The organism is Alteromonas sp. D210916BOD_24, from assembly GCF_047159385.1.
In the GTDB taxonomy this organism is placed as follows: Bacteria; Pseudomonadota; Gammaproteobacteria; order Enterobacterales; family Alteromonadaceae; genus Alteromonas.
The window spans coordinates 1,269,212-1,283,682 of record NZ_AP038333.1; the positions used below are offsets into that span (position 1 = coordinate 1,269,212).

Annotated in this window: 14 protein-coding genes and 1 tRNA gene; 9 read left to right on the forward strand and 6 right to left on the reverse strand. The window is 42.4% G+C overall.

Features of this window, described 5'->3' with window-relative positions; genetic code table 11:
- Positions 1-40: 40 nt before the first annotated feature.
- From apbC to ACMCM8_RS05515, 4 genes are all read left to right on the forward strand, one after another.
- The gene (gene apbC, locus ACMCM8_RS05500; protein ID WP_412726256.1) at positions 41-1,141 is read left to right on the forward strand and encodes an iron-sulfur cluster carrier protein ApbC; all 1,101 of its coding nucleotides are present in this window, start codon (positions 41-43) and stop codon (positions 1,139-1,141) included.
- Between the two features lie 104 nt (positions 1,142-1,245).
- Complete coding sequence (dcd, locus tag ACMCM8_RS05505) at positions 1,246-1,839, forward strand: dCTP deaminase (protein ID WP_412726258.1); 594 nt, start codon at positions 1,246-1,248, stop codon at positions 1,837-1,839.
- Between the two features lie 270 nt (positions 1,840-2,109).
- Entirely contained in the window at positions 2,110-3,546 is a 1,437-nt protein-coding gene (locus ACMCM8_RS05510; RefSeq protein ID WP_412726260.1) for an SLC13 family permease, read from the forward strand.
- Between the two features lie 125 nt (positions 3,547-3,671).
- Positions 3,672-3,748 (forward strand) — tRNA-Pro (locus tag ACMCM8_RS05515).
- A 94-nt stretch (positions 3,749-3,842) separates the two neighbouring features.
- On the opposite strand, the gene ACMCM8_RS05520 is transcribed toward ACMCM8_RS05515, so the two are convergent.
- The 5 genes from ACMCM8_RS05520 to ACMCM8_RS05540 all read right to left on the reverse strand — a co-directional run bounded on the left by ACMCM8_RS05520 (position 3,843) and on the right by ACMCM8_RS05540 (position 8,234).
- The gene (locus ACMCM8_RS05520; RefSeq protein ID WP_412726262.1) at positions 3,843-5,000 is read right to left on the reverse strand and encodes an integrase; all 1,158 of its coding nucleotides are present in this window, start codon (positions 4,998-5,000) and stop codon (positions 3,843-3,845) included.
- Between the two features lie 226 nt (positions 5,001-5,226).
- The gene (locus ACMCM8_RS05525; RefSeq protein WP_412726264.1) at positions 5,227-5,793 is read right to left on the reverse strand and encodes a hypothetical protein; all 567 of its coding nucleotides are present in this window, start codon (positions 5,791-5,793) and stop codon (positions 5,227-5,229) included.
- Entirely contained in the window at positions 5,793-6,389 is a 597-nt protein-coding gene (locus ACMCM8_RS05530) for a hypothetical protein (RefSeq protein WP_412726266.1), read from the reverse strand. The genes ACMCM8_RS05525 and ACMCM8_RS05530 overlap by 1 nt, the downstream gene beginning before the upstream one ends.
- Positions 6,389-6,778: a hypothetical protein gene (locus tag ACMCM8_RS05535; RefSeq protein WP_412726268.1), complete on the reverse strand. Its 390-nt coding sequence runs from the start codon at positions 6,776-6,778 to the stop codon at positions 6,389-6,391. The genes ACMCM8_RS05530 and ACMCM8_RS05535 overlap by 1 nt, the downstream gene beginning before the upstream one ends.
- Before the next feature lie 268 nt (positions 6,779-7,046).
- Positions 7,047-8,234: a hypothetical protein gene (locus ACMCM8_RS05540; RefSeq protein WP_412726270.1), complete on the reverse strand. Its 1,188-nt coding sequence runs from the start codon at positions 8,232-8,234 to the stop codon at positions 7,047-7,049.
- A 179-nt stretch (positions 8,235-8,413) separates the two neighbouring features.
- Here ACMCM8_RS05540 and ACMCM8_RS05545 point away from each other — a divergent pair, with 179 nt between their 5' ends.
- Together ACMCM8_RS05545 and ACMCM8_RS05550 are read left to right on the forward strand one after the other, a co-directional pair.
- Entirely contained in the window at positions 8,414-8,662 is a 249-nt protein-coding gene (locus tag ACMCM8_RS05545; protein ID WP_412726272.1) for a hypothetical protein, read from the forward strand.
- A 13-nt stretch (positions 8,663-8,675) separates the two neighbouring features.
- Positions 8,676-10,973, forward strand: a complete 2,298-nt coding sequence (locus tag ACMCM8_RS05550) for an AAA family ATPase (RefSeq protein ID WP_412726274.1) — start codon at positions 8,676-8,678, stop codon at positions 10,971-10,973.
- Between the two features lie 478 nt (positions 10,974-11,451).
- On the opposite strand, the gene ACMCM8_RS05555 is transcribed toward ACMCM8_RS05550, so the two are convergent.
- On the reverse strand, positions 11,452-11,937 hold the full coding sequence (locus ACMCM8_RS05555) for an antirestriction protein ArdA (protein WP_412726276.1): 486 nt from the start codon (positions 11,935-11,937) through the stop codon (positions 11,452-11,454).
- A 424-nt stretch (positions 11,938-12,361) separates the two neighbouring features.
- Between ACMCM8_RS05555 and ACMCM8_RS05560 the strand changes: the two genes are divergently transcribed.
- Genes ACMCM8_RS05560 through ACMCM8_RS05570 form a run of 3 tightly spaced genes read left to right on the forward strand, consistent with a single transcriptional unit; the run spans position 12,362 to position 14,453 of the window.
- A complete protein-coding gene (locus ACMCM8_RS05560) occupies positions 12,362-13,249 on the forward strand; it encodes a WYL domain-containing protein (protein ID WP_412726278.1) in 888 nt (295 codons plus the stop codon).
- Positions 13,250-13,864: a DUF1819 family protein gene (locus ACMCM8_RS05565; protein WP_412726280.1), complete on the forward strand. Its 615-nt coding sequence runs from the start codon at positions 13,250-13,252 to the stop codon at positions 13,862-13,864.
- A gap of 4 nt (positions 13,865-13,868) precedes the next feature.
- Positions 13,869-14,453, forward strand: coding sequence for a DUF1788 domain-containing protein (locus ACMCM8_RS05570; protein ID WP_412726282.1), 585 nt, complete (start codon positions 13,869-13,871; stop codon positions 14,451-14,453).
- Positions 14,454-14,471 lie beyond the last annotated feature (18 nt).

Genomic DNA, 14,471 nt, shown 5'->3' on the forward strand with positions numbered 1-14,471 from the left:
TTACGTAATTCACACAATTCGACTACTTGTAAGGCATTTTATGTTCTTTTCTCGTAAAGCACAGTCTCTAACTGCAAAAGTTGCTGCAATTTTGGCCAGCTATTTCAGCTTAGAGGTGGAAGATACCTTGCCTTGGTGTGCGCACAACGCCAATGATGAGAAAACCGTCAATGTCACCTTGCCATTTTGTGCTGCTAGTCAGTTTGCGAGGTTAAAAAACGAAGTTTTAAAACAGCTTGGTGGCGAGTTAAACGAAGCGCAATTGACTATTACTCAGCGTATTAGCAGCCAAAAAACCGCCGTGACCCCAGTGACAAATATCAAAAATATTATTGCAGTTGCCTCGGGGAAAGGGGGGGTTGGCAAATCGACCACTAGCGTGAATCTTGCATTTGCCCTTATGCAAGAAGGAGCAAAAGTGGGTATTTTAGATGCTGATATTTACGGCCCGTCTGTGCCTATCATGTTGGGTAACCCCGATGCGCACCCTGAAAGTGAAGACAATAAGCACATGCAGCCGCTAAAAGCCCATGGCATGGTAGCAAATTCGATTGGCTATCTGGTTCCTCAGGAAGACGCCGCCGTATGGCGAGGTCCAATGGCTAGCCGAGCACTTAAACAGCTATTAGATGAAACCCTGTGGCCAGTATTGGACTATCTGATAGTAGATATGCCGCCGGGAACAGGTGATATTCAACTAACCATGGCACAGCAGGTTCCACTGACAGCGGCTATTGTGGTTACTACGCCGCAAGACCTTGCTTTGGCCGATGCGCAAAAAGGCATCAGCATGTTTGAAAAAGTTAACGTGCCTGTGTTGGGGCTGATTGAAAACATGAGCTATTACCAATGCCGGGCATGCGGCACCAAAGACTATGTGTTTTCTAAAGACGGTGGAGAGGCACTTGCCGAGCGCCATGGCCTACCGCTGCTTGGTCAGCTACCGCTGGATATTCATATTCGCGAACACGGTGATGCCGGTACACCTTTATTAATCTCATCGCCTGATAGCCCGCTGAGTGAGGCCTATCGCGACGCTGCACGAGCACTGTCGATGCAACTGGCATTAACGGTTGAACCCCGTGCCCAGGGCATGACGCATATCAAAGGCGACCCAATTAGTGTCACTGGCAAAGACTAGAGTTATGACTTTTCACACAAAACCCGTTTAAACCGCCTCTAGAGCAGTTGATTGGATAAGACGAGATACGCATAATAGCGGCCTACAGAAAAAAGGAATCTACCATGCGTTTGTGTGACCGCGACATTTATCAATATCTTCAAGACGGTAAAATCAAGATTGACCCAGCCCCCAGCTATGATCAAATAAGCGGCGTGACGGTGGATATGCGTCTTGGCAACAAATTTCGCGTGTTTGAAGATCATCAAGCGCCTTTCATCGACTTAAGTGGCCCAAAAGCACAAGTGCAAGAAGCCCTTGATCATGTAATGAGTGATGAAATTGAATTGGAAGAAGGCAAAGCGTTTTTCTTACACCCCGGTGAACTTGCTCTTGCGATTACTCATGAGTCAGTCACGTTACCTGACAATATTGTGGGCTGGTTGGATGGGCGCTCATCACTCGCGCGTTTGGGTTTAATGGTGCACGTTACTGCGCATCGTATCGATCCGGGTTGGTCGGGCAACATCGTTCTTGAGTTTTACAACAGCGGTAAGCTGCCATTAGCACTTCGCCCTAAAATGAAAATTGGTGCGCTGAGTTTTGAAGTGCTGTCATCGCCTGCAGAAAAACCCTACAACGCCAGAGTGGATGCAAAATACAAAGGGCAGGCCGGCGCCGTGGCCAGTCGCATCTCTTCAGACGATGAAGATAAATAGCCGGCGCCAGATAGCTATATTTTGAGGCGGTAGGGTGAACAAACCTCAATCAGCTCTATAGCAAATTAGGCCAGCGTGAGGTTGAATGAGTGGCCTATGAAAGTGAATAATTCACTATAATTGAGCATAAGCCTAGTGCGTTTTATGACGTTTACTGGTAGAAAATATAAGACATACACTAGAGTCTGTTGATCTTTGCTGCAAAAATGTACACCAAAGATCAATAGGCTCTGAGTACTTAAAAAAATAATACCAGTAAAGGGACGCGCAATGCACTTAGACCCTCAACAAGCATCACCCACAACAACCAAAACACCCACCCGTAAGAACATCATCATTTTGTTCGCGTTCATTGCGTCGGTGTTAAGTGGCATAGCTTTATGGTGGGCAGGTCAGCCTAACGACATTTTCTTTACCGCGGCTATCACCTTGTTTGTTGCCATATTGTGGGTCACTGAAGCCTTGCCCATTCCGGCTACCTCGCTTTTTCCGTTTGCCCTATTTCCTTTATTTGGGGTGCTATCGCACAGTGACGCAGCGTCGTCATTAGGCAGCCACGTTATCATCTTGCTGATGGCGGCCTTTATGCTTTCAAAAGGGTTAGAGCGTGCCAACCTGCACAAGCGATTTGCCATTTATATGCTGCGTATCACAGGCAGTGGAAGTCCGTTAAAACTGGTGTTGGGGTTTATGCTTACCACGGCGGTACTGAGTATGTGGATAAGCAACACAGCCACGATTTTAATGATGCTACCTATGGCGATTGCCATCATAAATGCACTGGACAATCCGCGTTTTGGTGTAGCCCTTATATTAGGTATTGCGTATTCCGCCAGTTTAGGTGGGGTGGGGACGCCTATCGGTACGCCGCCAAATATCATATTTATGAGTGTATATGAAGAAACTCTGGGGCTGGAATACAGTTTTATCGACTGGATGAAAACCGGTGTGCCTATTGTACTGATTGGTGTTCCTATTATGGCGTTGTGGTTAGCACGTGGCATAAAAGCGGTGGGCGATATTAACTTACCCGTACCAGGGGAGTGGACTGTAGCCGAAAAGCGCGTACTAATGATATTTGGCACTGTCGCCCTCGCGTGGATATTCCGCCCCTTTTGGACAGGGTGGATTGGCGTCACCACTATAAGTGATAGTACGATTGCAGTCGCCGGCGTGGTCGCGATGTTTTTGACTAACAGTGGCAACGATAACGGGCAGGTGGATGCCAAAGGGAATAACGACAAATTACTCGACTGGAGAACCGCCAACGATATTCCGTGGGGTATGCTGTTGTTGTTTGCCGGTGGTATTTGCATTGCGAAAGCATTTACCGCGTCGGGTTTAAGTGTATTGATGGGCTCGTGGTTAACTGGATTGTCTACCTTGCCTGTGATCTTGTTGGTGTTAGGCATTTGTCTTTTCGTGACGTTCTTAACTGAGATTACGTCCAACACGGCCACCTCAACCTTGTTGATGCCTATTTTGGCCTCTGCTGGCATGGCGGTGGGGGTGGACCCTAAGCTGCTGATGATCCCCGCAGCTATCAGCGCCAGTTGCGCATTTATGCTCCCGGTCGCCACGGCGCCAAACGCCATTGCCTATTCTACCGATAAATTTGATATTCAAACCATGGCAAGAGAAGGCGTAGTGTTAAATGTGTTGGTAGCCTTGGTGGTTACCGCAGTATGTTATGTCACCCTGGCTTAGCCCTTTTGAATCAAAAATAAACAAATAGGGTGTGGGGTGGTTAGCAAATGAGCGCTTAACACATCTTATTGTTATTTCTCGTTGCAATGTAGATAAAATTGAGTAGACTTATCCGCTCTTTCGGTCGGTGTGTAGCGCAGCCTGGTAGCGCACTGTCATGGGGTGTCAGGGGTCGGAGGTTCAAATCCTCTCACACCGACCAACTTATCCTTTAAAATCAAAGCTTTATTAGGTGTTCGATTTTTCTTTCAGATAAGCGCCCCATACATGCCCCATTTACGCCCCAATATACAGTATCAGAATACCGCTAATTCAGCTGCGGGAACTCGTACCCATTCAACATGATTTTCGGTGTAAATCTCTGTAGTTTTTTCATCTTTATGAGCCATCCTAGCAGTAGGCTTTATCCCTTTGTCTTTGAACATTTTTGCTGCTAACGCCCTTATTTCGTGGAATGTTGGACGTTCATCTTTCTTCAAGTGTTTGTAAAGTCCTAGTTCATCACGAAGGTCTGAAAATGCTCTACTCAAGTATTGGCTCCCAACCTGCATTGGGTGATCACAGCCTTCTCCAATTTGAGAGCGATACCTTCCTATTCTATGAACTATGTATGGACACACAATCTTCTCTTCTCTGCTCCTATCTATTGATTCTTTCAGGGCTTTGGTAATTGGTATTTCAACAAAACCTGATTCATGTTTTTTCACTTTCTGACGCCGGATACGCATGTACCCATATATAGTGAATCCGCTTTCTGTTAGAGGCTCTTTTAAAAATCTGCAATCCCGGTATTTTATGCGACTAATCTCCAATGTTGCATGAGTGGTCTCTAGAGCAAGCTCTATTGCTACCCTTAAGAAGGGGGGCGCTGCATCGTGGATTTGTTTTAGCGAATGAATATCTATTCTTTGTCGTTTCTTTTCTTCTTTAGGCTTTACTAGTTTATCGTTTGCGTAGTTATGCGCCATTGCGGACATATCGACGAGATAGCTACATACCTTACTAAGAAAACTGATCTTGCGATTGTACACATTGTTACTTTTACCGCTAACATACCTGTCGAGGAACTCGTTTACAGTTTCTAAATCGATGTCTTTTGAGTAGACATGACCAAATCCCTCAACGAGCCTCTCTATGTCCTTTAGAAAAGTACTAAACACGCCATCACTGGGTTTTTCGTCGGCTTTAACTCGTTCTACTACTTTTGGTAGCCATTCAGATAATGGCCTATTGTACTTATCACCTTTTTTTTGTGATAAATGCCCGATAGGCCGCAATTCTAAATTAAAGGCTAAAGTGGCTTGAATCGCATCTCCTCGAGAGGTGCTAATAGGAAAGAAAAACTCTCTTCCATTTGGGTATCGATAGCGGTAGCGAGTTTGTCCACGCATTTTACGAATTGATAAACCTGTGGGCAAATCACTGGTTTCTGCCGTTCTTCTTTTCGGTGACATAATTAGGCTGCCTTATGCTTCATCATCTGTACCAATGCGTCTACGTTTGAATTGGTTGAATGATCTTCAACGTGTATCAACCATCCTCCTGTTGGTGTCTTTTCAACTCGGTGTACGCCTTTGTAACCAATGATCTTTCCAGTCTCGCACCATCGTCTCACTGTTATTGGTTGGCGAGTTCCCTGAAGTACCTCATTTGAGTATTGAGTTGGAGTATACATAGCCACTACAGTACCTCCTTTTCGCTCTGGTTTGAGGTATTTATCCTACTTCCCGAGGAGAAACTACTGGTCACAATATCATTGCGGTTAGATTGCTCTAATTGAGTTTCCAGAGCGGAGATATAAGTAATGTCTTTGAGTGACCGCAGCTTATGTAATGCCAAGTCTTGTTCGATATATGTTCCAGTGGCCTCATCAAAATGTGTTGCTCCCGCTGGCGCATTTATATCTGTACTTGATTTGCGAGCGCTCTTTACATTAGGGAAACTATGATTTGTAGCTAACTTGCTCAACTCTTCAAAGAGATTGTTATCCTTTCCTACCAAATGTGCTTTGATCTCAGCGGTTGTAGCCGAGCCGTAGCCTTTTACTTTTCTTAACGCTTTTCGATAAACCCTAATCAAGCTTATTAGTAGCAGATACCATTCGGAGAATTTGGCTCCTGATTTTTCAAATTCTTTGACATACTGAGATTTAATATCTTCCGCGCTTACACAAAGCGCAGGATTACTGAACGTGTGCGCAGCTTTTTCGAGCATGTGGTTTAGTTTAGAGTCGCAGCCGGTAATCATTACACAGCCTCCGTAAGTTTTTTGCTCAAATGTCGATTGGATTTCAACATGTTTGTTAGCGCATTCAGAGTTTCTTTCGTTATTAACAGTGCTTGAAGTTTAGCTGGGGTGGGTGGGTGACCGTGACCTTCGACGAATTCTTCTATTAAATCAACGTCATTCCGCTGGATAACCCCCATAATCGCGAACTCTAAAAGTATAAGTTCAATCAATCCTTTTCCAACGTCAAATTTATCCTCAAGAAGTGAAATCTCGTTGGCAAAGATATCTTTTGTATGCCTGTGGTTGAAATCGGTTATAGACAAGTGGCCAAAACCTCGTTCATGCCATAATTTTTCAAAGTTGAGGTAACAAAGTTGTGCCTCTAGATTTGTCGCTATCAGTTCATCTAGATCAACGTTTATGTCTTCGTTACAACCTTTTAAATGTGACTCGTAAATACCAATCTGGATTAGATAGTGGTGAGCGGCAGCGTGGTGTTTTGTCATTGCAAATACACGAGATAATAAACCTGCCTCTGATTGAGGGAGTATGCTCATGATTGAGTTCGCAAGCTTTTCAATAATGATATTTTGCTTCTTTGTCATGTCATTCATTATGACAACTCCTGCTCTTCAGCTTGAATCTCAAGATCTACAGCAGTTTCTAAAGCAACGATATGAGCAAATATCAGCGCGTCTCTATAGTCCTCTGAAAAGTCAACATTCCATTTAGCTAAGATATTGCGAGCAGCAAGTTTAGCGCCTTCTGAGCGAGCAGAGAGAACACTAGATAGTTTCTCTTCACAAATCGCCTCGATAGCGAATTTCAATGCACGAATCTCTTGTTTATCCGAATCAGAATCTGTGGTGCGAGTAATGGGTTGTTTGTTCTCTATCGTTACGAATGAATTGGTATCTTCTGTCACAGATTTCGAACTAGTAGAAAGTATGGTATCGGTTTGGGAACCCAGAGATTGTTCCGGTGTTTTTACAGCATTGGTCATATATTGCTTCCTAATAAAAATAAAATTTTTTTACTGCTCACCAAAATTTTTATGGTTAACAGGATTAACTTCGCGATCCTTCGCTTATGTTTATTTTTATTTCGCCCCACCTTCGAGGGGGTGTATTGAAAGGTCAATGAATGCCAATAATGGCTACTACCTAAATCTAGGTGTTACTTAATTCCCTTCTCCATGAGGCCAATAATACCTAATTTAACATTAAAGTCAATTAAATATTTTAATGAATTTAATAATCTTTATGATTGTTTTAAAAACTATTCTGAATTTTGTGATAAGCAGCAGCTATATCATCAATAGAAAGTGATTCACGATTACGCCGATTGTGAAGTTGGCCTTTATACTTTGTGATTGGCATGCTGTCGAAACTGCTTGCTCCTCCTAACTCGTGTTGAACAGCATCCATCAGGCATGTTTGATGTTCTAAACCATTTCCACTCAAATCAAAATTTTGGTAGATACCATTCAGATAAACTTCAACCATAGTTATGGTTAGCAACCCTGATCTGCATGTGTCGAGTTTACTGTTGAATTTAAAAGTCGTTGGGACTTCCTCTTCAACAAGTCCATTTGCCTTAATTGCTGACAAGTCAAAATCGCTCAGTTCATTATTATTGAACACTAGAGGAACGAAATCCCCCGTGTAGGCCTCGTCCTCTCGAAAGATTATTGTAAATGCACCATCGATTTGGTTGACATCTTCCCGTTGTGAGATCATAGAGTATTCTTCTGCTAGGGTGACTGCTAAGTGGCTGTATCTAGGACTCACAAAAGTAATTACAAATCGCTTTTCGTTGACGTTGTCTTTAAAAAGCTTTGTTTTTGCGAATCTAGAAGATTTCATAAGTGAATTATCGTTGTTATTTAAGACCTCTGTGTAATCCATACCCTCTAGATCGCTGGTGACAGAGGTAATCGCTAGTTCAAGGGCTTGCTCGAAAACATATTCATCCAGTCCAATGACTTCTTTACTGAATTGATAGATTAGCTTTGACACATGATTTAAAGCCAGTGGCCTTCTCATTTTTGGGTTGAGTAGTGAGTTAAAACCCCTGATGTTAAGTAAAGAGTTAACTATGTTACTGCTGTATAGCAATGCTTCTAATCTTAACTCTGTTGCCATTGTACTTTTATTGGCTGGAGTCACATTGCTTCCACTACCAGCTACTAGACTCTGTTTCTGTTTAATATCCTTTATTTGTTGTTCCGTGTAGATTGGGATTGGGTCATCCAAACGGCCTTCATCAAGCCCAAAACCGGTTTCAACCAATCGTGCGACTTTATCAGTAATGCGTTTCGGCTCTGTTCCTGAAAAGTAAACTGAAACGTAGCTTGGAGAGCGGTCAATTTTCTCAGCGAAAACTTTAGCTTGACCACCACAGTCAACTTCTAGCAAGTCTCTTGCGTTTCTGAGTCTAATAGCTTGAATCTCATCCATTGATGAACCTTCTTATTCTGTTCAATATTGTTCAATTTGACTTCTAAGATTAGCAGAATTTAAGCCTTTGTTCAATTAATTAAATGTTAAACTTGCATATTTTAATAAATGGGTTTAATGTTTTAATGGTATGGCTGAGTAGGTCATATGCTTAGAAACTAAAACGAGGTAATTTAATTATGTTGTACGAATTTATTCGTTCGCTGAGCCGGGCAGAGCTTCAAGATTTTGCGGATAAAGCAAATGTTCCCATGTCGGTATTGCGGTATCAGTATGGTGCTAAGAATCCGGCTAAACGAAATATTCCTAACGCAGAGAGAATAGTAAGCCTTGCCAATGCGTCAGAGGGCTTACTCGATGATCAAATGTTAGTGGATTACTTTTTAACTGAAAAAGTGGCCGCAATTCGCGCTACACAGCAAGCATAGGAGGCCCATATAAATGACAAACACTGCGAATAATCAAATTGAGTCTTTTTCTTCAATTGAAGCTAAAAGCAATGATATTCGCGCAAATGAAGTATCTGTATTAACAACAACCTTAATTAATAAAAATAAGCTGGAAGAACAAAATCATGATCAAATTTGCGCTCGAATAGAGAAATATCTAGTTAGCTTACGCATCTATTACAACGACTTTGCTGTTGATAGTAAAGTAAACTTCTGTACGGCAAATGGTGCCGAAGGCCAGACAATGAATGTATGGTTCATTGCTGAAAAGATGGCTAGCGGTGTTATTCTGTCTTACGGCTGCGATGATAACTCGTTAAATGGTTACAAGTTTTTTGAGGATTGCGGATACGATCTGCCTGATGAAACTGCGTTGATGCTTATTTACAAACGGCACATTCAAACAATGATCGCTGAGCAATATGGCAAAGCCGAGGAATCTCAAAAGTATGTCAATGAAGCAAATGGCAAAGTGCCTTACGGGTTTCCATTTCTAATCGAGAAATCCATTGTAGATGTAAACAGTGAGCTGAGTATCGATAGTGCTGGGAACTTAGTTGTACCAATCAAGGACGCTAAAAACCGAGTCCAAAACTATCAGACGATATCAGAGACGGGCAGAAAAGCTTTAAATACTGGAGCTAAGGTCATTGAGGGTAGATTTCGCTTTGGCCATGAAAAAGATCCTGTCCGAGTCTATGTAACAGCTGAGTTTGAATGCGCAGCTTCTATTTATCTTTCGACACGCACAATGACTTATGTTTCGTTTAGTGAAGCGAATTATCTAACTCTATGTAAACTATTGGCTGCCGAATTTCCAAATTCTGAAATAATCCTTGCTTCAGCTAATACCCAATCAAGCCGCATTTCTAGTGAGCATGTTCAAAAATCCATCAGACCTGTTTCAATTGCTTACCCTGACGAAGAATATACAACCTTTAATCAAATGCACTTAATGACATGCTTAGAACATGTTGCAAAAGTACTCAAGAAATCTGGCCAGAAGCGTTTTTCTATAATGACTGGCGATAAATCAGAGTCTAAAAGTTCAAACTGGCTGATCAAGAGCTATATCCCTTCGGGCGAGGTTGGGCTGTTATTTGCACCCCCAGAAAGCTGGAAGTCCTTCGTAGCGCTTTCTATGGCGTTTAGTGTCTGTACCGGACAAGATTGGTATGGAATGAAGGTAAAACAAGGTGCGGTTTTTTACGTGTGTGGGGAAGGTCTACAGGGAATCGCAGATCGAGAAATAGCATGGCGTTTAGCAAATAACAACGACCAACCCATACCAAATTTCGCAAGTTCAAAAGCCGCCTATAACATCTCAAACGAATCATCACTAGACTTGCTGATAGAGGATATATATGCATTTCAACAAGAAGCAGATGTTCCCGTTGAGTTCATTATCATTGATACATTAGCCAGAAACTTTAGTGGTAAAGAAAACGACAATGATGACATTGGTGATTTTGTTGGGGCTATGGACAGGCTAAAGAGCGAATTCGGTTCCACAGTTCTTGCGCTTCACCATCCAACTAAAGCAGATCCGACAAAACCAAGAGGGGCAAGCTCACTAACTGCGGGTATGGATTTCGAGTACATGATAAAGCCAACTTTAGATGATCACAGCAAAACAAAAGAGATTGTTGTGGCACCGGCTAAAATAAAAAACTTTGGCTATCCGTCTATCAAAAAGTTGGAGAGCAGGGTCGTCGATTTGGGAATCCTGACAGAAGATAATGAGTCTAAAACCAGTATCGTTTTAGTACCGACACAAGATCAAACTGACCACGATAAAGCAGCCCTCGTTCGTTTTATAGTGAATAGCCTTCCCAAGACTGATAGCAATGGCAATAAGCTTAACTTAACTGCTAGCAGATATAAGGCAGCGCTCTTCGCTATCAAGCATGTGATCCATCAATTGTACCTAAACCTGTACCAAAACGATTTAATCGATAAGGAACGAGTAAGGGACCCTGAGTGCATTGAATTTAGTGAGAAGGAATTAGTTCAAGCAGTCTATGGTCAGGAAAAAAATGTCCATAGGTCCACTAATGACTTCAACAACTTCATGAAAGTGGTTCAGTCCCTACCTAGTCTGATTGAAGTCAGTGGCGAAAAACGAAATACAAAGTACTACTTTACAGTCAAAGATTCAGAGGGTAACTATTCGGATAATTACTTACGATTCTTGAATGCCAGTTTCAATGTGGGGAATGAAATTGACAGATTAAACCAAGTTCATCTGCCTGAGTATGTTTCGCTCGAAGATGTAAAGGGAGCTGTGTAATGATTAGTCGACATCTTGTGTGTGATTGTTTAACAAAACAGCCTCAAAAAGCATCATTTTTGATTGGGATGAAAATGATATTATTTTTTCGAGTTCAGAGAAACAATCACGTAACTCCTGCGAAGACCACTATTTACCTAGCGTTGTGGTTAGTGATGATTTACGTGATGAAATATCTTTTTTATGTGATGAAATTACCGTATTTTTTTTGCATATATTTATATATGCAAAAAAACTATTCGTGGAAAAGTCACAGCGCCTACCCGTAACTTTAGTAAGCTTATGCTGAGACAGGTAGCGAATACCTTTGTTCAAGGAAGACAGTGTATCGGTATGCCCTCATACATGGAGTGGTATACGGTTTTCGAGGCATCGTAAACCGTGGGGGATTGTATATTTATGTATCCGCCGCAAAGGATTGCGGCACAGCTCCATTTTTGTCGATATGTTGATATTCCTTAAACAGCCTAAATCGCCCTCAGAATTCTCGGGCGTTTGTGACATAGGTATGATGTGTTACTTGGGTTATGTCCCCGTTAATTTCCATATCACGTGCTATGGCGTCATAGTCAATGTAATTGGTAAGATGTTCTGGTATGTCTGAGGTTTCTTCAATGATGTCTTGTGCATAGTTACATGCTGAACCAAAGTGCAAGTGAACTTCGCTGTAACGCTGCAACGCGACTTCAAGCTCATAACCACAATTTAGTAAAAAGGTAAGTTGAAATATTTCGTACTTGCCTAAATCGTCGAGGTACTCGAACCAAACTTGAACACTTGCTTGCGAGATGCTTGCTGCTTTGAAAAGTGAAGCTTGTCCAGATTCGCCATCGATGAATTGAATATCAAACTCTTCGTAGCCTTTGTAATTTAAGCGATCTATACCTTTGCAATACTCACTATAATCCTCAAAGTAAAACCCTACCGAAGCGTCACCATATGATTGAGCAAATAAAGTTGTCATGTTGTCTCTCTTGTTGATTGCGTGATGTGCGAAAGGAGGGCAGGACGGTGCATTAGGGGAAAATTGCCAGTTCCATTATGATTCCGGTGCGGGTCGCAGCTTGCGAGAACACGGTGAATTAAAATGGCGGGAGGGGAAACTTGTCATTTTTTCCGCAGCGGGCAGGATATTCGACGCTATATTCGCCAACAAGATGCCAGCATGTCGGTATTTTTATCAATAATATTCGTAGCAAAACGATATGATTTATTGGGGCTACCAATATGCGCCAAATCCATAGGATCAATATCACGGCATTACGAATGCAGGTTTTTAAAAGGTTTGAGTAAAGGGTGACCAAAGAACAAGTTGAGTCTCCAAATGCCTTGATGTGAGTCTCATTTTGATACACACTGAGTCCATTAAACAACATGGGTGCGAATTAATGGATTGGAAAGAGTTGAACTATGCGCAAAAGCAACGGCTTGCCTACATAGACTTCAAACTTCTTTTTGTCGGGCACGTAACTCGTGGAGAAGTTGTAAACTACTTTGGTCAAGGCCTGTCTTCTGCATCACGTGACATCACCTTGTATAAAGAACTTCGCCCAAAAAACATGGAATATGATTCGCGCGATAAGCGTTATTATCAAACACCTGACTTTACACCTCTAGTAAAGCATGATGCGAAAAAGACATTAGCAAAGCTGGCGAATCAAATTTCCGATGGTTTAGATGCAATTACTGATATTGATTTTCCAGTAGAAGCACCTAGTCAACTCAACATTCCAGACATTTTCATTGTTGCCAGACTAATACAATCCACGGTCAATAAAAGAGCTGTCAGCATCATCTATACCTCACTTAATAGTGGCTCAGGCACACGAGAGATAGTGCCCCATAGCATTGTTGACAACGGCCTTCGCTGGCATGTTCGAGCATTTGATCGCAAATCCTCAAGTTTTCGTGATTTTGTGATCACACGAGTCTCAAAAGTTACTCTTCTCGATACAGAAGTTAACCGTGGTGAAGACAAACTAGATGATCATCAGTGGATGCGGATGATGCCGTTGAGGTTGGTGCCTCACCCAGAAAACGTTAAACACCCAACAGCCATTGAATTGGACTACGGCATGACGGACGGTGTATTAGAACTCAACGTCAGGGCTGCTATGGCTGGTTATCTGCTGCGGCGCTGGAATGTTGATTGCACCCCAGATGCTGCTTTGCAAGGGGCTGAGTATCAGCTTTGGCTAGAGAACAGACAAACACTCTACGGTGCTGAAAATTTAGCGATAGCACCGGGATATGAACCAGATATTGAGAATAAATAAATGACCCCTCAGGCCAAATTTAAAAACCATAAAGCTTACTTAGGCGACCTAATCGGTGGCAGCCTGATGCTTCGTGAATCTCAGACCATTGCAGAGTTGTTACTAAAATCCCCCACTCAGGATGAGTGGCATGATGCCATTGTGAATCGAAATCTATTGCAAAAGCGCTCTGATGCATCAGCTAAACGAAATGCTGCCACGATTAAAAAGCGCTTAGCGGGACTAAGTGATACGTATCTGGAAAAACTGGCTTTTGGTGGTACAGAGTTAGCCACCCAACTGATGTTCGCAGCAACGCTAATCAACTCTCCGATGCTTGCCGACTTTATGCGCAATGTTGTCATCGATGCAAAGCGCGTATTTCGTGAGTTCATTGAACTGAAAGACTGGGAGAGTTTCTGGGAAGGCAGTATTCGCGTTTATCCCGAACTAGGTTCAATGTCTGATACCTCCACATACAAAATTGCTCAGGTGGCTTTTAAGCTATTGGCAGATGCGGGTTACATCGATTCCACTCGTAATAAAAAGCTACAAAACATTTTTCTGTTGCCAGAAGTGCGTTCTTTGCTAGCAGAGATGGATTGTGAAGATGTAATAGCGGCGATGGAGATTTAATCAGATGTCATCTTATAAGCAACTCAAGACTCTGCGAGAACGATTGGATCAGATCCTGCCGAAGATAGAGAGTGCCGAGTTTTTGGAAAATAAAGGGCTTGGTAACGAGATAGGCTTCTACGTATTCGACTATCCAGCAGACGCCGAACTTGAGGTTCGTGAACACCTTGGTTTTATTTCTGGAAAGTTAGAGAACAGAGGCAGAAAGTTTGCCATTATCAATTTATTTGAAGTGATTATCTCGATTTTAGATAGTCGTAACCTGACGGAACGTGCATTTAAGTTACAAAAAGAAAGGGGCGATGATGCATTATTCAACGCATTAAAAGGACCTCTAGAACAAAATCGGGTGGCAGATTTTATCGCCGAAGAAGCCAACCTAGATCAAAGTGAATTTATCCTACTGCACGGCCTCGGTAGTGCGTGGCCGATTATTAGAGGGCATGGCTTGCTAAATGCTTTGCATGCAAAATTGGGCAGTGTACCGACAGTGTTGTTCTATCCGGGTGAGTACGACGGGGCGAGTTTAAAACCTTTCGGCACAATTGATTCCAACAACTATTACAGAGCATTTAAGTTAGTTCCATAAATGGACTTAGGGGAAATT